Here is a 16,645-nt window from a genome sequence, read left to right as displayed (position 1 = left end):
ACCGCCGCGCCGGATGCCAATTCCTTCCGGTTCACGGCGGCTTCGCAATCTTTGGCCAAGCGTGACCGCTCTGCTCATTCCGCCGCTTCGCCGTAGACGCCTGCCCTGTCGAGTTTGGTCGACGCAATGTGCAGGATCCGCTGCGGGAACGGGATGGCGATCCCCAATTCGTGGAAGCGCTTCTTCATGCGCCCGTTGAACTCGCGCCCCACGTTCCATTGCTGGATCGGCAGGGTCTTGATGCGCGCCTTGATCAGGACGGCGGAGTCCTGGAAGGCGTCGATGCCCAGCACCTCCAGCGGCTCCAGGATCAGGGGGGCGAAGCGCGGATCGGCGCGCAGGCCGGCCCCGATCTCGTGCAGCACGGAGACGACCCGGTCGACATCCTCCCGATAGGCCACCGTGACGTCGAACACGTAATAGCTGAAGTCCTTGGTCATGTTGGAGATGCTGGTCACTGCGCTGAACGGCACGGTGTGCACCGTGCCGTCGAAATCCCGCAGCCGGATGGTACGGATGGTGATGCCTTCCACCAGCCCGCCCTTGCCGCCGACATTCACCACGTCGCCGACCGAGATCGTGTCTTCGAACAGGATGAACAGGCCGGTGATGACATCCTTCACCAGCGTCTGGGCACCGAAGCCGACGGCCAGACCGACGACGCCGGCGCCGGCCAGCAGCGGGCCGATGTCCAGCCCCAGCTCCGACAGGGTGATCAACGTCACGAAGGTGATCAGCACCACCATCAGGGCATTGCGCAGCAACGGCAGCAGGGTGCGGATCCGTGCGCTGCGCTGGATGGCATGGCCGTTGCGGTCGGTGGTGGACAGGTTCCGTTCGATGACGGCGTTGGTCAGCTCCCAGACGGCGAGCGCGATGGCGCCGACCAGCAGGATGGCGAAGCTGGACGCCAGGACCCGCCAGCCCAGGGCCATTTCGAGCGAGCCCCGGACATCCAACCCCCAGGCATTCAGCACGACAAGTCCCGCTGCCACCGCGACGGACCAATGCAGCAGCCGCGTCGCCGGCCCGATGTAGCGCTTGATGCGGTGCTCGCCCCAGGTCGAGCGCTGGCGGTCCAGCCGGTGGCGCAGCCCCGCCGAGCCCCGCGCGATCCCGCGTGCGAGGATCCGGGCGACCGCGACCGTCGTCAGCGAGACGGCGGTGGCCCGCAGGACGAACCACAGCCCCCCTTCGACCTCCAGCGCCCAGATGCCGAACAGCGCCATGATGTAGAGGATGGCCACGGCATGCCAGACATTGGCCAGGCGCCGGCCGGCGGCGCGCAGAAGACGGCCGGGACGCGTGGTCCTCGCCGCCACCGGCACATCCTTCTCATGTTCGGGAGCCTGATGAGCCGCCGAAATCTCCCCGCGCAGCCAGGAGGCCACGGCGGCCCGGCTTTGCAGCACCAGCGTGGTCAGCATGATCGCATCGGCGAGGCCGACCAGCTTCACCAGCGTGTCGTAGGATTGCTCCGGCAATCCCAGCGTGCGGACGGTCCCGGCCGCGAACAAGCCGTAGACGGTGGCGGCTGCGATGGCGCGGCCCCACAGCAACAGCCGCCGCGCCGCCGGGTCGCTCATCGGGATCAGCCGCAGATTCGTGGAGCGCGGGGACAGAAGCCCGCGCATCACCAGGAGCACGACCTGCACGAACAGGCTGGCGTTCAGAAAGGCCACCCCCAGCAGCCGGACCGTCACCGGCGGATCGATCAGCACCAGGACGCCGAACCCCGCCACGGCAAAGGCGGCGATCGGTGCCAGGTCCATCAATGCGCGGACCAGCAGCAACGGCAGCTTGGCGATCGCCGAATGGAAGGGTCGTGCCGCCAGGATCGCCCGCGGCCGGCGCAGCAGGCGGGTCGTGACCAGCCGGGTGCTGTGTCCGGCAAGGAGGACGAGAGCCAGTTCGGCGAACAGCCAAGCCCAGGTCGCCCGCTGTTCGGGGTTCAAGGCCTGCCGCTGCAGCCAGCGCATCCCCTGCGGAGCGTTCAGCACCACCTCGCCGGTCGTCCGCACCTCCTCCCCCAGATTGTCGAGCCGGGCCGAGAGAATGGTCAGTAGGCGGGTGCCGAGCCCCTCCGCCTCCCGGTCGGGCTCGGCCGCCTGTTCGGCCTGCTGCAAGGCCCTGAGTTGGTTGAGCAACGCCTCGCGCGTGGCGGGGGTCTCAAGTGACTCGATCAGGCGGCCGATCTCCTTCGGGTTCGGTTCCGCTGCCGGCCCGGACACAGGTGTCGTCGTCGACAGCGGGGACTGCGCGAAGGCGGGTCCGGCCGTCGCGATGGAGGAAAGCCCGATGAGGACGAGACAGAGCAGGCCAATGAAACCGCAGTGCGTCCATCGGCAGCGATCCGCTGGCGCTCGCGCGCCGCATTCGGCAAAAACCATGGTCTCCTGAAGCGTTCAATGGGCGACCCGACGACAACAGGATGGGAAAGGCCATCGTCACGCTCCGGGCCGTCCGCCCGCCGGTCTGCGATGGCATAGCCCATAGGCAAGCGCCCTGCACGGGCCGGCCGGAACGGGCGTCAGCCGGCGGACAGTTAGGTTTCGACCGGCGTGCCGAAGCTCCGCGGCACCCGGATCTCGCGCATGCGGAAGGAGGCGCAGAGCATCACGAACGCGCAGGCCGAGACGTACCAGGCGGGAGACATGGGGTCGCCGGTGACGCTGATGAGCCAGGTGACGATGAATTGGGCGAAGCCGCCGAAGACCGATACCCCGATGCTGTAGATGATGGACAGGCCGGATGCCCGGACGCGCGACGGGAAACTCTCCATCAGCAGAAGCAGGCAGGCTCCTGCCCCGGCGGCGTTGATGGCGATCAGCAGCCCGACCGTCGCCAGTGCCGCCGGAACGCCGGGGAGATCGGACAGCACCCGGAATGCGGGATAGGTCAGGAGAAGGTTGGCGAGTGCGGTCCAGACGACGAAGGGGCGGCGGCGGCCCACCCGGTCCGACAGCAGTCCGGCCAGGGGCGCCACCAGCAGCATGGTCGCCCCGGCGACGCAGCCCGTCAGGAAGGCCGTCTGCGGCGGCAGGCCGGCCATCCAAATCAGATAGGTCGGCATGTAGTCGATGTTGACGTAGGTGGAGGCGGTGCCGCCCATGATCATCAGCACCCCGACCACGAGCTTCGCCCGATGGCCGGACAGCAGTTCCGCCAGGACTGCCGTGCGGCCGGGATTAGGGCGCATGGTCTCGGGCAGCAGACGGCGCAGATACAGGCCGACCGGGAGGATCGACAGCCCGGCCAGAAACGGGACGCGCCATCCCCAGGCCTCCAGCGCATCGGGCGGCAGATGGGTCGACAGCAGCTAGCCGCTGAGCGCCCCCCCCAGCGGCCGGACGACGAAGCCGGTCCCGAAGGCCAGCAGCGCCAGCAGCAGCGGCCCGAACGCCGACTGGACCGGGAAGAACAGCTTGCCGATCGTCAGCGCCAGGATGGTGGCGGGGTACGACAGCGGGGGCGGATCACCTGCGACGATCTTCGACGATGCCATCAACCTCCCCCTTCCACCAACCCGAGTGCGCGAAGGCGTTCATAAGAATTCAGTCAATTAGTCTTGCCGAACGAAAGGGATCGACGCTTCCGAGCTATCGAATGGAGAAGATCATGTCCTTTTCCGCCGATATTCCGCAAATCAAGACATGAATGATCCGCCACAACCTCTTGCAGATGCCGATTATTTCCTTATGGAGATTATTAATACCTAGGGATAGCTTTGAATAGTGAGTAAATCCGGTAGCCATGGAGACATCGGCGTTCCGCGGCGCCAATCGAACGACCTTCGACGCATTGACAGGGACATCACGATGCCATTCGATTCCTCCACGCCGGACGCCACCCGCCGCACCCTCATCGTCGGCGCGGCCGCCGCCGGCGCCACCGCCGCCATACTGGGCGCTGCCGATGCCAGCGCCGCCGCCACCCACAAAAGCGAAGGGAGACGGACGATGACCAACGGCAAGACCGAAGACGGGTTCGTCACCGCCAAGGATGGCGCCTCGATCTACTACAAGGATTGGGGACCGCGCGACGCCCAGACCGTCATGTTCCACCATGGTTGGCCGCTGAGCGCCGACGATTGGGACGCCCAGATGCTGTTCTTCCTGAACCACGGCTACCGCGTCGTCGCCCATGACCGGCGCGGGCACGGCCGTTCGACCCAGACGGCGACCGGGAACGAGATGAACACCTACGCCGACGACGTGCTGGCCGTCGTCGCCGGGCTGGGGTTGAAGACCGTCTTCCATGTCGGCCATTCGACCGGCGGCGGCGAGGTGGCGCGCTATCTCGGTCGCCACGGCACCGCGCGGGCCGGCAAGGCGGCGCTGCTCGGCGCCGTTCCGCCGATCATGGTCAAGACGGAAGCCAATCCCGGCGGCCTGCCGCTGGAGGTGTTCGACGGCTTCCGCACGGCGCTGGCCGCCAACCGCGCCCAGTTCTTCCGGGACATCCCGTCCGGCCCCTTCTACGGCTTCAACCGCGACGGCGCCAAGGTCTCGCAGGGTGTCATCGACAATTGGTGGCGCCAGGGCATGATGGGCGGCGCCAAGGCCCATTACGACTGCATCAAGGCCTTCTCGGAGACCGATTTCACCGAGGATCTGAAGAAGATCGACATCCCGACCCTGGTGATGCATGGCGACGACGACCAGATCGTGCCGATCGCCGACTCCGCGCTGCTGTCGTCCAAGCTGCTGCCGAAGGGGACGCTGAAGGTCTACAAGGGCTTCCCGCACGGCATGGCGACCACCCATGCGGAGACCATCAACGCCGACCTGCTGGCCTTCTTCAAGGCCTGACATCGCTCGGTTCACCCCCGCGGAGCCGCGACCGGTGCCGCGGGGGTCAACCTATACGCAGGTATGAATGACGCATCCCGCTCCGGTCGTTGAAATAAGACGCGTGCGGCGGAGTCCGAGGGGGATGCCGCCGCCGCCTTCGCCAAGGCCGCCAAGGTGATCGAGGCGGAGTATGACGCCCCCTATCTGGTCCACGGCCAGTTGGAGCCGACCTCCTCCATGGCGCGCTTCAATTCCGACGGCACGCTGGAGCTGTGGGCGCCCAACCAGATGCCGGAGCTGTTCCAGTCGGTGGCGGCCCAGACCGCCGGGCTGCCGCCGGAGAAGGTCATCCTGCATTCGCCGATCCTGGGCGGCTTCTTCGGCCGGCATTTTCTCTATGGCGCCGCCAACCCGTTCCTGCAGGCCATCCAGCTGGCCAAGGCCACCGGCAGGCCGGTGAAGGTGCTGTGGTCGCGCGAGGAGGAGTTCCGCATGGACGCCCTGCGTCCGCTCAGCTTCGCGCCGCCCTCGGTGCCGACGGGCGCCCAAACGCGATCCAGGTGCGCACGGTGGGCGAAGGGCCGCTCGGCCGCTGGTTCGGCGCGGTGTTCACGGATCCCGTCGACAGCTCGGCGGTGGAGGGCATCACGGAGAAGCCCTACGCCATCCCCAACCGCCGAGTGGACCACGTCAAGCTCCCGCATCCGGTGACGATCGCCTTCTGGCGCTCGGTCGGCCATTCGATGAACGATTTCTTCTATGAAGGTTTCCTGGACGAGATCGCCGATGCCGGCGGCCGGGGCCCCTTCGCCCTGCGGCTGGAATTGCTGAAGGACAAGCCGCGCCATGCCAAGCTGCTGGAAACGGTTGCGACGATGTCCGGCGGCTGGAAGCGCGGCCCCTATGAGGTGGACGGAGTACGGCGCGCACGCGGCGTCTCCATGGCCTCCCCCTTCGGGTCGGAAGCCGCGACGATCGCCGAGGTGTCGGTCCAGGGCGGGGAGACGCAGGTCCATAATGTCTGGGTCGCCTTCGATCCCGGCAGCATCGTCAACCCGGCCATCGTGACGTCGCAGGTGGAAGCCGCCGCGGCGCTCGGCCTGTCGGCCACGCTGTTCGAGGAACTCGTCTATAAGGACGGCGTCCGGCAGTCGCACAATTTCGACGACTACCCGATCCTGTCCCGCCGCTCCATGCCCGCCGTGCATGTGGCGATCGTGGAAAGCGGCGCCCCGATGGGGGGCGTCGGCGAACCGGGCCTGCCCGGCGTGCCGCCCGCCGTGGTGAATGCCGTGGCGGCGCTGACCGGCCAGCGAATCCGCAGCCTTCCGCTGGCGAAGAACAAGATCGGGGTCTGAGGCTACGCGCTCTCCGCAATGCGTGAATGTCTGGGAAAGTGGTTCCCACGATATTCACGCCATCGAAGGACGGCTGCCCGGAATGCCCCCGCACAGGATTGATGGACGATGAAAAGGCCGCGGGGTTTCCGCCCGGCGGCCTTTTCGTCTTGCGTTCGATCAGACCGGGCGATCAGACCGGGCGATCAGACCGGGATCGGGTTCTCGGCGATGTAGCTGTTGAAGCCCATGACCAGGGCATGCTCCTGCGGGCCGGCGTTGTCGCGCATCGGACGGGCGCTTTCGACGATCGCCTCTTCCGCGTCGGTCGCCAGCGCCGCCATCGTCTGCTCGATGAAGGCGTCCAGCGGCATGGCGCGGGGATCGTCGCCCTTCTTGATCAGGTCGGTGTTGACCCAGGGCGGAGCGATCTCCTGCACGGTGACGCTGGTGTTGCGCAGCATGAAGCGCTGGGACAGCGTGTAGCTGTGCAGCGCCGCCTTGCTGGCGGAATAGACCGCCGTATTGGCCAGCGGCGTGTAGGCGAGCACGGAGGTGTTGTTGACGATCGCCGCCCGCGGCTGCGCCTTCAGATGCTCGATCAGCGCCGAGGTCATGCGGATGGGACCGAGCAGATTGGTCGTGACGATGGACAGCGCCTGGGCGTCGTCCATCGGGCCGGAGGCATCGTCGAACGGCATGATGCCGGCATTGTTGATCAGGACGTTCAGCGTCGGGTTCTCGGCCACCAGACGCTCGGCCGCCGCCTGGATGCTGATCGGGTCGGCGATATCCAGTTCGATGGCCTTCATGCCGGGATTGGCGGCGGTCACCTGTTCCAGCAGGGCCTTGCGCCGGCCGGCGATGATGACCCGATTGCCCAGCTTGTGGAAAGCCTCGGCAAGTCCACGGCCGATGCCGGAGGTGGCGCCGGTGATGAAGATGGTGTTGTCGGTAAGCTGCATGGCTGGATGTCCGTTCTTAGGGGAAGATTAAGCGAGCAGGAGCGTTGGGAGAACACTGGTGTTCCCCATGGAAGCGCCGTCTCGGATGATGTGAAAAGCTACCGTGCCCGAAGTATTTCGGGAGCCATATCTAGGTATTAACGCTCGATTCGGCCGAGCCTGACTGGAAGGCCGCCGATCCCGGGGACGTGATGCGGTCGCTCTCCACCGAACGGCGGATCACCTGGGGCGGCTGACCGTAGGCGCGCAGGAAGGCCCGGCGCATGCGCTCGCGATCGGCGAAACCGGTTTCGCGGGCGATGACGTCCATCGAATGGCGCCCCTCCTCCATCATCACGCGTGCCGCCTCCAGCCGCAGATGCTCGACCGCCTTGGCCGGGGTCTGGCCGGTTTCCTGGCGGAACAGGCGGCTGAACTGGCGGGGGCTGAGGTTGGCGGCTTCCGCCAGTTCCTCCACCGACAGGTCGTTCCTCAGATTCTCCTTGGCATGGACCAGCGCCCGCCGTACGCGGTCGGAACGCGGCTCCAGATCCAGCAGGGCGGAGAATTGCGACTGGCCGCCGGGCCGGCGCAGATAGACCACCAGCTTGCGTGCCACCGCCTTGGCGACCTCCACCCCGAAATCATCCTCGACCAGCGCCATGGCGAGGTCGAGGCCGGCGGTCATGCCGGCCGAGGTCCAGACATTGCCGTCGACGCTGAAAATGCGGTCCTCCTCCACCCTCACCTTGGGGTAGAGGCGCTGGAGGGTACGGGCATGGCTCCAGTGGGTGGTGGCGCGGCGCCCGTCGAGCAGGCCGGCTTCGGCCAGGACATAGGCACCCGTGCAGATGCCGGCGATCCGGCGCGAGGTACCGGCGGCATCGCGCAGGTAGGCCAGCAAGCCGGAGCTGGACGGCTTGACCCGCAACGATCCAATGGTCATCGTCGTGTCGAAGACGGCATCGTCGAACGGCTGCGTGTCGACGGCGAAGCCCAGTGAGTTGCGGACCGGGCCACCCTGCTCCGACAGGACATGAACGTGATAAGCCTGCCGATCGAGCACGAGGTTCGCCATCTCGAAAGCCGAGAGCGCCGCCATTCCCATCACCTGGAAATCGTCGAACACCACGAAACCGATGGTGAGCATGTCTTTTTCCGCCTCCCAGCCCCGCGATGTCCCCGAAGCCGTTGCGCCCCCGGACCCCGCGGCCGAGACCAGATTATGAGGTCGCGGGCTTGTCTGGAATGTCAAAGACACCACGATTTCGGACATCGCGTCTGTGTGGGAGATCGGTGCGGGATGCCCGTTTTTGCCCGGGTGACTGGCGGGATTTGCGTTTTCCCAAAATCGAGCGGGCGGAGAAGCGATCCGATTTTCTTCTCGTCGAAATCGCGACTATGCATTTCCGTTCTTGACGATCGGCAGCTACTCCTTCGTCACGGACCGAGACGCCGGGTTGCCGGCATCGCGTCCTCAGACCAGGATCGCCGCAAATCCGGTTCCGTTACCCATTCAGCGGGCCATTCATGAGGGAGACATCGCAATGACCGTTCCGCCGAGCGACCAGATTCAACTCGTCGCCTATCTCGTCGCCAAGCCTGGTCAGGAGCAGGCGCTGGCCGACGCGATCACCGCCATCGTTCCGGTCGTGCTGAAGGAACCGGGCTGCCTCGCCTACTCCGCCCATGTCAGCCGCGAGCGGCCCGGCACCATCGTGATGTACGAGGTTTGGCAGGATCAGGCCGCCCTCGACACCCATGCGGCGGGCGCCGCCTTCACCGGCCTCGCCGCGCAATTCGACACGCTGCTGGGCGAACCGCTGCGGATCGACCTGCTGCGCCGGATCGCCTGATCGGACGGGCCGGCGCCAAGACGGTCACTCGCCGCCGGTCTCCGGCCCGCCGAGGCTCACGCGTGCCGCCTCCAGGATTTCGTCCGACAGGGCGGGGTCGTCGACGGCACGCGCGAGGACCAAGGCGCCGACCATACCCGACAGGGTGGCGAGCGCCGCCTTGCGCTTCGCCTCCGCCGAACGGCCGGGCACCAGCCGGCCCAGCTGCTCGATGAAGGGGCGCAGCCCCCGGGTGAAGGCGCTGCGCGCCACCCCACCTTGCCGGGCCACATCGACGCCGAGCGCAGCGATGGGACAGCCGGCGGCGCGGTGGTCGCAGTGGCGCGGCGACAGGTAGCTTTCCAGCAGCTTCGGCAGCGCATCCTCGCCCGTCGCCTCCGCCGACCGGCCCCAGCGCTCCGACGCCACCTCCATGGCATGGGCGCAGGCCTCCGCCACCAGATCCTCCTTGGACTGGAACTGGCCGTAGAAGCCGCCATGGGTCAACCCGGCTTCCTTCATCAGGTCGGCGACGCCGATCCCGTTGAAGCCGCGCTCGCGGAACAGCGCGCTCGCTACCTCGACGACCCTGCGCCGGTTCTCCGCCGCCTGTTCCTTGCTCACCCGCATGATCCACCTTCCGTGACCGGGTCTTGACCGGTGGCCCCTGAAAAGCCCCCTCGCCCAAAAACTCGCGGGAGACCCGTTGATAAATTATATGACGATCATCATCAATTATGCAAACATGACGATCGCCATTTAAAAGTGCCCCCGTGGGCATCACTCATGCGGGCGCAACCGATCCGGAGATCACCACCATGCAGACCGCTGCCATCCACGACCCAGTCGTCATCGTGTCCGCCGTCCGCACGCCGCTCGGGCGTTTCCAGGGAGAATTGGCGGGGCTGCCGGCGCCGGCCCTCGGTGCGCGCGCCATCGCCGCGGCGGTGGAGCGCGCCGGCCTGCCGCCCGCCGGCGTCGACGAGGTGCTGATGGGCTGTGTCCTCCCGGCCGGCCAGGGACAGGCTCCGGCGCGGCAGGCGGCCCGCGGCGCCGGGCTGCCCGATGCGACGGCAGCCACGACCATCAACAAGGTCTGCGGATCGGGCATGAAGGCGACCATGCTGGCCCATGACCTGATCCGTGCCGGTTCGGCCGACATCGTGGTGGCCGGCGGCATGGAGTCGATGACCAACGCCCCCTACCTGCTGGCCAAGGCGCGCGGCGGCTACCGCATCGGTCATGATCGGCTGCTGGACCACATGATGCTGGACGGGCTGGAGGACGCCTATGAGGGCGGCCGCGCCATGGGCGATTTCGGCGAGGCGACGGCGGAAGCCTACGGCTTCACCCGTGCCGAACAGGACGCCTATGCGGCCGGAACGCTGATCCGCGCCCGCGAGGCGATCGAGAGCGGCGCCTTCGCGGCGGAGATCGTGCCGGTCGCCGTTCCCGCCAAGGGTGGGGAGCGGATGGTCGAGCAGGATGAGAACCCACTGAAGGTTTCGCCCGACAAGATCCCGGCGTTGAAGCCGGCCTTCCGCCGCGACGGCACGATCACCGCAGCCAGTTCTTCGGCCAATGCCGACGGCGCCGCGGCGCTGGTGCTCACCCGTCGTTCGGTCGCCGAGGCCGCCGGCCTGCCGATCCTGGCGGAAATCCGCGGCCATGCCACCCACAGCCAGGATCCGGCCTGGTTCACCACCGCCCCCATCCCGGCGATCCGCAAGCTGCTGGACAAGGTCGGCTGGTCGGTGGGCGACGTCGACCTGTTCGAGATCAACGAGGCCTTCGCCGTCGTCGCCATGGCGGCACAGCGCGACCTCGGCATCGCGCCCGACCGGCTGAACGTCAATGGCGGCGCCTGCGCGCTCGGCCATCCCATCGGCGCCACCGGGGCGCGGCTGGTCGTGACGCTGCTCCACGCGCTGGCGGCACGCGGGCTGACACGGGGCGTGGCCTCGCTGTGCATCGGCGGTGGAGAGGCCACGGCCATCGCGATCGAGAGGATCGGCTGAGGCTCCCGGAACGGCGTCCCAAGGACGGGCGCATCCTTCTATATCGCCGACACGCCGGACCGTAGCGTGGCCCCACAGAACCGGCGCCGGCGACAGCGAGCGGGAACGGTGAACGAGGAGACAAGGCCATGATGCTCAACTGGAACGAATACCGTCAGCAGGTCCTCACCGGCGTCGGCGAGATCGCGAAGCTCAGCCCCGACACGGTCAGGGGTTATGCCGGTCTCAGCACCGCCGGCCAGAAGAAGGACCTGCTGGGCGCCAAGACGCGCGAGCTGATCGCGCTGGCCGTCGCCGTCAGCATCCGCTGCGACGGCTGTATCGCCGTCCATACGGAGGCTGCGATCAAGCATGGCGCCACCCAGGAGGAAATCGCCGAGGCGCTGGGCGTCGCCGTCGCGCTCAATGCCGGAGCGGCGCTGGTCTATTCCACCCGCGTGATGGACGCCTACGCCGCGCATGGCTGAATCGAGGGCGGCGGAGACCGGACATCGGGTCGCCGCCGCCCTCGTCCCACCGTGGGGGCGGTCGCTTTCGCTACCGCTCCTCCGCGACCACGAGGGACATGGCCTCGTCGATTCGATGCCTGTGCCGCCATAGCCGGAGCACCTCGCCGGTGACTCGGCGGAAGATGCGCGAGAAGTGCGACTGGTCGGAAAAGCCGCAGTCGAGCGCGATCTCCGACAGCGGCGTGTCGGTGGTTTCCAGCAACTCCTTCGCCCGCTGCACCCGCCGGCGCATGATGTAGGCATGCGGCGGGCAGCCGAAGCTGTCCTTGAAGGCTTGGCAGAAATAGCCGCAACTGAGTTTCGCCGCCGCCGCCAGATCGCGGTTGCGGATGGAACCGGCGAGATGGGCGTCGACATGGGCGGTCACCCGCCGCACCTGCCACGCAGCCAGCCTGGTCTTCGCCGATCCGACCTTCCGCCCGGCCTCCTCCGGCCCCTCGTTGGCGAAACTCTCCCGATCGCCATCGGCGCGCCGCAAGCGGGCAAGGGCCAGTGACAGGCAATCCACCACCGACTGCCGATCCGGCGCCAGCATATCGCTCGCCACCCGCAGCAGCCGGTCGGCCGCAGCCGTCAGCCTGTCGCCGCCATGTGCCGCCCGTTCCATGGAGGGCGGAACCGGTGGCAGGCGGAGCCTCGGCGTTTCGAAAGCGGCCGAATCCATACCGATCTCCTGCTCTGAATCATCGTGAAGACGACAGTGCCGGAGCCCCGTGCAGGCGGGAACCCATACTCAGGTATCGATCGTCGGCCGGACGGCTTGGGCAAAGCCGGTCGATTCCTCCCCCCGATTCAACCGGCGCGCCATGGCGTCGAGAAACAGGCGCACGCGCGTCGGCAATTGCCGCTGGGAGGGAAAGAGCGCGCAGACGGGCGCCGGATCCCCATGCCAGTCCGGCAGCACCCGAAGCAGCCGGCCGGCGGCGAGATCCTCCTGCACGTCGATCCGCGACTTCAAGATCAGGCCGCAACCGGCAAGCGCCCAATCCTGGGCGACATCGCCGTTGTCGCTTCGCAGGCGCGACGCGGTGTCGACCTCGATCGCGGCACCGCCGGGTCCCAGCAGCCGCCACCGACCGCCGGCTCCGCGATACTGGATGCAGTCGTGGCTCTCCAACTCCCGCGGTGACGCCGGATGTCCGCGGCGGTCGAGATAGGCCGGCGCGCCGACGACGATGCGGTGATTGTCCGCCAGCCTGCGCAGGACGAGCGTCGACTCCTTCGGCGCCCCGATCCGCACGACCACGTCCATGCCCTCGTCGATCAGGTCGACCATGCGGTCGCTCAGGCACAGCTCGACGGAAATCCGGGGATGGGCTTCGACGAGATCGCGGCAGACGGGGCCGACATGCATCCGTCCGAGCGCTGCCGGCGCTCCCACCCGCAGCACGCCCTGCGGCTCGACGCGGCCATGGCTCAGCGCCTCCTCGGCGTCGGCGATCTCCGCAAGGATCCTCTGGGCGTGCCCATGGAGCCGTTGCCCCTCCTCCGTCAGGGCAAGGCGCCGGGTGCTTCGGGCGATCAGCCTTGCATCGGTCCGCCGCTCGAGCGATGCCAGCCGCTTGCTGACGACGCTGAGCGCGAGCCCCATCTCCCGCCCGGCCGCCGACAGGCTACCCGCGGCAACGATGCGGACGAAGGTGCGAAGCTCGGTGATGTCATCCAACATGCGCGCCGCATTCTTTCCAACTGGTGGAGAGTATATCGATCCTGTGGAGGATACTGCGCAGTTTGGCGAAGATATAGACTTCTCTCCCGATGACGGAGGGAGCCGGCGGGGCTCCGTTCGAAGCCAATCCACCAGGGAGTTCCATCATGTCCGAAGCCTTGAAGAGCGTACGCGTGCTGGTGATCGGCGGCAGTTCCGGCATCGGTCTGGCGACCGCGAGCGCCGCGGCCCGGGCCGGTGCTGCCGTCACCATCGCGTCGCGGTCACGCGACAAGCTCGACGGGGCGGTCGCCGCCATCGGCGGCGAGGTGCGCGCCGTCATGCTCGACACCCGCGACCTCGGCGCGGTCGAGCGCTTCTTCGCCGAAGAGCCGGCATGGGACCATGTCGTCGTCTCCGCGGCGCAGACGCCCGGCGGGCCGGTGCGGAGCCTTGCCATCGCCGACGCCCGGGCCGCCATGGACAGCAAATTCTGGGGCGCCTATCACGTCGCCCGCACCGCCAAAATCCGCGAGACGGGATCGCTGACGCTCGTGTCGGGTTTCCTCAGCGTCCGGCCTTCCGCCACCTCCGTTCTGCAGGGCGCGATCAATGCGGCGCTGGAAGCGCTGGTCCGCGGGCTGGCCCTGGAACTCGCCCCCGTCCGGGTCAACGCGGTATCTCCCGGCCTGATCGCGACGCCGCTGTGGTCCGGCCTGCCCGAGGAGAAGCGCGACGCGATGTTCGCCGGAGCGGCGCAGCGCCTGCCCGTCCGCCGGATCGGGCAGCCCGAGGACATCGCCAATGCGGTGCTGTTCCTCGCCACCACCCCCTTCGCCACCGGCTCGACCGTGCGCGTGGATGGCGGCGGCGCGATCGCCTGATGCCTCCCCTGCCCCATAGCTCACCGAAACCGGGAGATCACGATGTCCTTCGCCCTCCAGCCCTTCGCCCGGGCGGCGACGATCGAGGCGGCCGGCGCCTTCTACGATTTTTGGAACACCGGGGACACGGCCTATCTGAATCAGGCGGTTTCTCCGTTTCACCGACCGAACCCTGCCCGCCGGCCGGCCGCAGGGTCCGGGAAGGCCGGCCTTCGCCTCCCGCAACTTCCGCACCGCCGTGCCCGACCTGGGCGTGGTGGTGGAAAAGATGATCGGGGCTGGTGATTGCGTCACCGTCCACATGACCTTCACCGGCCATTTCAGCGGCGATTTCGGCAATAGGACGGGCAAGGGACAGCCGATCCGCCTCATCGCCACAGACCTGCTCAAGCTCGATAATGGCCAAATCACCGACAACCGGCATATCGAGGATAATCTGGCCCTGTTCCAGGATATGGAACTCGCCAAGGTCGGTCCCTGAGCTGCCGGCCCGGTTGCCGGCCGGCGTCCTTGACGCCACCGGCCACCTCCCTCCCGGTCAGGCCGCCTTGCGCGGCTCGTCGCATTGGTCCGCGGCGTCGGACGGCTTGCCCGCCAGCGTGTCGGCAAAGCCGTGATTCACGTCGCGGTGGTTGGCCTCGTCGTTGCGGACGGCGAGAATGACGTCGCGCAGCGTGGCGGTTTCCGGCAGCTTCCAGTAGTCGATGGCGATACGTGGTGCCGGCAGGTTCGCATGGCGGCCGGCGTCGATCTCCGCCAGATAGCCGGTATAGCTGACGACCGCTTCCTCCTCGAAGTAGCCGACCACCCGGTGGGCGGTCTTCGGAGAGATCAGGTAGAGCAGGAAGAAGGCGTTGTAGAAGGCGCCTTGGGTCAACAGGATCAGGACGCGCTCCAGCCAGTTCGGCTTGGCCACCTCGATGAAGGTCATGAGGTGCATGCGCTCGTTCTCCGCCTCGTCGAGCAGCGTGTGGATCCAGCCCCGGTCATTCTGCATCCGGCGCAGGCAACGCAGATGCTGCAGCGTGGCACCGACCATGCCCGGAACCGCCGCCACGGTTTCCAGCACGATGGCCCGATGGCCGTAGCGCTTGGCGAAAAACGTGTCGGCCAGAAGGCGCAGCGCCTTGGTGAAGCCCAGCGCGACGCGGTCACTGAGGTCGCGCGGCGCATGATGCGTGGTGACGATGAAGGCCGTCATGATGTGAACTCCTCCGTGTCGGTGAGTCGGAGCACCCTGTCGACTGTCGCCGACGGGGCGTCCGGCGGGATTGCGTATCGGGTAGATCGAGGGTGTCGCCGGTGGCGCCAACCGCTTGATTGCCGTGGACTTAATATGCTCTTAAAAAGCATCTTTATGAATGGACAGAATGTCGCACCCGCTCCGGAATTCCTCCCGCGATGCGCCGCGAAATCAAACGTTCCATAGTACGGTTTGCTGCCCTTGAAGCTGGCTTCATGCCGATTGCGCTGCAGATCGTTCCAATGGTTGCCGCAAAATCAAGTATTTGAAAAGAATGTTTTGTCCCGATGCCGACGCTCCACGCCTCCCCTGCGGGGCGACGGGCGCCTCAATCGGGTCGTGGAGTGCGCGTCGAGGTGCGTGCGTTGAAGCGTTCCTGCATCCAGCGTGCGATATCCTCGGAGAATTCCGGCGGCGCCTTTCGACCGAACGTGTTGGCGACGCCTGCAAGCGTTTCCTGGGCCAATGCCGCCCGCATCGCTTTTTCCGCACGCAACATCACCGCATGCACGGCGCAGACACCGAAGGTTGCCCAGGAAGGCGGCCTTTGTCCGAACACCGCACAGCGTCCGCGGATCTCCTGGCAGTCGAACAGCGGCTTGTCGCCCTCGATCGCGTCGACGATGTCCAGGAAGGTGATATCCTCCGGCGCCTTGGCGAGGCGATAGCCGCCACGCACGCCTTCGCTGGCCATCACGAGCCCTGCCTTTTCAAGCTTCGGAAAGATCTTGGCAAGGAAGGACGGCGATATCCCCTGCAATTCGGCGAGGTCGCGGCTGCTCAGCGGCTTGTCGCCGGACGAAACCAGCCAGAGAAGGCAATGGATGCCATACTCGACGCTGACGGTGAGATGTGCCATGGCTGATTCCGATCGGATACGGAGAAACAGGGACATTAGGCATCCGCGTTTCTTCGCGCAAGCCGCCCCTGCTCTGCCGGTCGCCCGCCGTCCTCGGCGTCTTCCTATCGCTTCGCATCCGGCGTGGTCAGTTCCGTATCCACGCTGTCCACGACGAAGACCGCAAGCAGCTTCGCCGGTTGGGTTTCGCTGGCGTTGGCACTGACCCCATGATGGTCACCCGGCAATTCGGTGAAGTTCTCGCCTGCATGATAGGTCTTGATCGGCCCGTCATTGACCTGGCTGCGGATGGCCCCTTCCAGAACGGTGGCGTAGATGAGCGCCGACTTCGCATGGGTATGGGCCGGCGAATAGCCCCCCGGGCCATAGTCGACCAGTACGCCCTTGATGCTCTTGCCGGGCACGTCGGGCAGCGCATGCTCGTAGACCTGCGTCACCTTGGCATTTTTCGACTGCGGGGCATCGGCGAGCGCCGTGGCGAACGGCAGGGTCGCGAACAACAGGGGGGCGAGAAGGCGCTTCATGGTTCTGCTCCTTGTTTGGTCATGGGGTTTGGCCATGGGGGTTGGTCCGTG

Annotated in this window: 19 protein-coding genes; 8 read left to right on the top strand and 11 right to left on the bottom strand. The window is 67.0% G+C overall.

Annotated elements, in window-relative coordinates; translation table 11 throughout:
• Window positions 1–74: 74 nt before the first annotated feature.
• The 3 genes from JHL17_RS37855 to JHL17_RS07365 all read right to left on the bottom strand — a co-directional run bounded on the left by JHL17_RS37855 (window position 75) and on the right by JHL17_RS07365 (window position 3,505).
• Complete coding sequence (locus tag JHL17_RS37855) at window positions 75–2,231, bottom strand: mechanosensitive ion channel domain-containing protein (protein WP_200191593.1); 2,157 nt, start codon at window positions 2,229–2,231, stop codon at window positions 75–77.
• 314 nt (window positions 2,232–2,545) lie between these two features.
• Window positions 2,546–3,199 carry an MFS transporter gene (locus tag JHL17_RS07370; protein ID WP_200191591.1) on the bottom strand — a complete coding sequence of 218 codons (654 nt, stop codon included), beginning with the start codon at window positions 3,197–3,199 and terminating at the stop codon, window positions 2,546–2,548.
• 120 nt (window positions 3,200–3,319) lie between these two features.
• The gene (locus JHL17_RS07365; protein ID WP_200191589.1) at window positions 3,320–3,505 is read right to left on the bottom strand and encodes a hypothetical protein; all 186 of its coding nucleotides are present in this window, start codon (window positions 3,503–3,505) and stop codon (window positions 3,320–3,322) included.
• A gap of 313 nt (window positions 3,506–3,818) precedes the next feature.
• Here JHL17_RS07365 and JHL17_RS07360 point away from each other — a divergent pair, with 313 nt between their 5' ends.
• The 3 genes from JHL17_RS07360 to JHL17_RS37850 all read left to right on the top strand — a co-directional run bounded on the left by JHL17_RS07360 (window position 3,819) and on the right by JHL17_RS37850 (window position 6,151).
• The gene (locus JHL17_RS07360; protein ID WP_425599592.1) at window positions 3,819–4,811 is read left to right on the top strand and encodes an alpha/beta fold hydrolase; all 993 of its coding nucleotides are present in this window, start codon (window positions 3,819–3,821) and stop codon (window positions 4,809–4,811) included.
• Between the two features lie 156 nt (window positions 4,812–4,967).
• Complete coding sequence (locus JHL17_RS07355; protein WP_200191993.1) at window positions 4,968–5,504, top strand: molybdopterin cofactor-binding domain-containing protein; 537 nt, start codon at window positions 4,968–4,970, stop codon at window positions 5,502–5,504.
• Window positions 5,399–6,151, top strand: coding sequence for a molybdopterin cofactor-binding domain-containing protein (locus JHL17_RS37850; RefSeq protein WP_200191587.1), 753 nt, complete (start codon window positions 5,399–5,401; stop codon window positions 6,149–6,151). Before JHL17_RS07355 ends, JHL17_RS37850 begins: the two co-directional genes overlap by 106 nt.
• A gap of 185 nt (window positions 6,152–6,336) precedes the next feature.
• Here the strand turns inward: JHL17_RS37850 and JHL17_RS07345 are convergent, their stop codons facing one another.
• Window positions 6,337–7,095, bottom strand: coding sequence for an SDR family oxidoreductase (locus JHL17_RS07345; protein WP_200191585.1), 759 nt, complete (start codon window positions 7,093–7,095; stop codon window positions 6,337–6,339).
• 130 nt (window positions 7,096–7,225) lie between these two features.
• Window positions 7,226–8,224 (bottom strand): GlxA family transcriptional regulator, encoded by a 999-nt coding sequence (locus tag JHL17_RS07340; RefSeq protein ID WP_200191583.1) that lies wholly within the window; start codon window positions 8,222–8,224, stop codon window positions 7,226–7,228.
• 397 nt (window positions 8,225–8,621) lie between these two features.
• Between JHL17_RS07340 and JHL17_RS07335 the strand changes: the two genes are divergently transcribed.
• Window positions 8,622–8,930, top strand: coding sequence for a putative quinol monooxygenase (locus tag JHL17_RS07335; protein WP_200191581.1), 309 nt, complete (start codon window positions 8,622–8,624; stop codon window positions 8,928–8,930).
• 24 nt (window positions 8,931–8,954) lie between these two features.
• On the opposite strand, the gene JHL17_RS07330 is transcribed toward JHL17_RS07335, so the two are convergent.
• Window positions 8,955–9,539, bottom strand: a complete 585-nt coding sequence (locus tag JHL17_RS07330; protein WP_200191579.1) for a TetR/AcrR family transcriptional regulator — start codon at window positions 9,537–9,539, stop codon at window positions 8,955–8,957.
• A gap of 188 nt (window positions 9,540–9,727) precedes the next feature.
• On the opposite strand from JHL17_RS07330, the gene JHL17_RS07325 reads away from it, so the two are divergent.
• Complete coding sequence (locus tag JHL17_RS07325) at window positions 9,728–10,927, top strand: acetyl-CoA C-acyltransferase (protein ID WP_200191577.1); 1,200 nt, start codon at window positions 9,728–9,730, stop codon at window positions 10,925–10,927.
• 128 nt (window positions 10,928–11,055) lie between these two features.
• Window positions 11,056–11,394 carry a carboxymuconolactone decarboxylase family protein gene (locus tag JHL17_RS07320; RefSeq protein ID WP_425599591.1) on the top strand — a complete coding sequence of 113 codons (339 nt, stop codon included), beginning with the start codon at window positions 11,056–11,058 and terminating at the stop codon, window positions 11,392–11,394.
• 70 nt (window positions 11,395–11,464) lie between these two features.
• Here JHL17_RS07320 and JHL17_RS07315 read toward each other — a convergent pair whose 3' ends face one another.
• On the bottom strand, window positions 11,465–12,100 hold the full coding sequence (locus JHL17_RS07315; protein ID WP_200191575.1) for a helix-turn-helix transcriptional regulator: 636 nt from the start codon (window positions 12,098–12,100) through the stop codon (window positions 11,465–11,467).
• Window positions 12,101–12,169: 69 nt separating this feature from the next.
• Window positions 12,170–13,105, bottom strand: a complete 936-nt coding sequence (locus tag JHL17_RS07310; RefSeq protein ID WP_200191573.1) for a LysR family transcriptional regulator — start codon at window positions 13,103–13,105, stop codon at window positions 12,170–12,172.
• A gap of 146 nt (window positions 13,106–13,251) precedes the next feature.
• On the opposite strand from JHL17_RS07310, the gene JHL17_RS07305 reads away from it, so the two are divergent.
• A complete protein-coding gene (locus JHL17_RS07305; RefSeq protein ID WP_200191571.1) occupies window positions 13,252–13,968 on the top strand; it encodes an SDR family oxidoreductase in 717 nt (238 codons plus the stop codon).
• Between the two features lie 139 nt (window positions 13,969–14,107).
• Entirely contained in the window at window positions 14,108–14,449 is a 342-nt protein-coding gene (locus JHL17_RS07300) for an ester cyclase (protein ID WP_200191989.1), read from the top strand.
• 57 nt (window positions 14,450–14,506) lie between these two features.
• Here JHL17_RS07300 and JHL17_RS07295 read toward each other — a convergent pair whose 3' ends face one another.
• The 3 genes from JHL17_RS07295 to JHL17_RS07285 all read right to left on the bottom strand — a co-directional run bounded on the left by JHL17_RS07295 (window position 14,507) and on the right by JHL17_RS07285 (window position 16,594).
• Window positions 14,507–15,169 (bottom strand): alternative oxidase, encoded by a 663-nt coding sequence (locus JHL17_RS07295; RefSeq protein ID WP_200191569.1) that lies wholly within the window; start codon window positions 15,167–15,169, stop codon window positions 14,507–14,509.
• A gap of 370 nt (window positions 15,170–15,539) precedes the next feature.
• A complete protein-coding gene (locus JHL17_RS07290; protein ID WP_200191567.1) occupies window positions 15,540–16,070 on the bottom strand; it encodes an RrF2 family transcriptional regulator in 531 nt (176 codons plus the stop codon).
• A gap of 104 nt (window positions 16,071–16,174) precedes the next feature.
• Window positions 16,175–16,594: a cupin domain-containing protein gene (locus tag JHL17_RS07285; RefSeq protein ID WP_200191565.1), complete on the bottom strand. Its 420-nt coding sequence runs from the start codon at window positions 16,592–16,594 to the stop codon at window positions 16,175–16,177.
• Window positions 16,595–16,645 lie beyond the last annotated feature (51 nt).

Origin of the sequence: Azospirillum endophyticum (genome assembly GCF_016595245.1) — a bacterium.
GTDB lineage: Bacteria > Pseudomonadota > Alphaproteobacteria > Azospirillales > Azospirillaceae > Azospirillum > Azospirillum endophyticum.
Note: the sequence above shows the minus strand (reverse complement) of the source record. Positions and strands in the feature narration are given on the sequence as shown.

Bases quoted from the DNA above. Each gene is read 5' to 3' on its own strand.
- JHL17_RS07310 (WP_200191573.1), bottom strand. From the start codon at position 13,105: ATGTTGGATGACATCACCGAGCTTCGCACCTTCGTCCGCATCGTTGCC.
- JHL17_RS07365 (WP_200191589.1), bottom strand. From the start codon at position 3,505: ATGGCATCGTCGAAGATCGTCGCAGGTGATCCGCCCCCGCTGTCGTAC.
- JHL17_RS07320 (WP_425599591.1), top strand. From the start codon at position 11,056: ATGATGCTCAACTGGAACGAATACCGTCAGCAGGTCCTCACCGGCGTC.
- JHL17_RS07305 (WP_200191571.1), top strand. From the start codon at position 13,252: ATGTCCGAAGCCTTGAAGAGCGTACGCGTGCTGGTGATCGGCGGCAGT.
- JHL17_RS07345 (WP_200191585.1), bottom strand. From the start codon at position 7,095: ATGCAGCTTACCGACAACACCATCTTCATCACCGGCGCCACCTCCGGC.
- JHL17_RS07370 (WP_200191591.1), bottom strand. From the start codon at position 3,199: ATGCGCCCTAATCCCGGCCGCACGGCAGTCCTGGCGGAACTGCTGTCC.
- JHL17_RS07325 (WP_200191577.1), top strand. From the start codon at position 9,728: ATGCAGACCGCTGCCATCCACGACCCAGTCGTCATCGTGTCCGCCGTC.
- JHL17_RS07330 (WP_200191579.1), bottom strand. From the start codon at position 9,539: ATGCGGGTGAGCAAGGAACAGGCGGCGGAGAACCGGCGCAGGGTCGTC.
- JHL17_RS07335 (WP_200191581.1), top strand. From the start codon at position 8,622: ATGACCGTTCCGCCGAGCGACCAGATTCAACTCGTCGCCTATCTCGTC.
- JHL17_RS07340 (WP_200191583.1), bottom strand. From the start codon at position 8,224: ATGCTCACCATCGGTTTCGTGGTGTTCGACGATTTCCAGGTGATGGGA.
- JHL17_RS07290 (WP_200191567.1), bottom strand. From the start codon at position 16,070: ATGGCACATCTCACCGTCAGCGTCGAGTATGGCATCCATTGCCTTCTC.
- JHL17_RS07360 (WP_425599592.1), top strand. From the start codon at position 3,819: ATGCCATTCGATTCCTCCACGCCGGACGCCACCCGCCGCACCCTCATC.
- JHL17_RS07315 (WP_200191575.1), bottom strand. From the start codon at position 12,100: ATGGATTCGGCCGCTTTCGAAACGCCGAGGCTCCGCCTGCCACCGGTT.
- JHL17_RS07285 (WP_200191565.1), bottom strand. From the start codon at position 16,594: ATGAAGCGCCTTCTCGCCCCCCTGTTGTTCGCGACCCTGCCGTTCGCC.
- JHL17_RS07295 (WP_200191569.1), bottom strand. From the start codon at position 15,169: ATGACGGCCTTCATCGTCACCACGCATCATGCGCCGCGCGACCTCAGT.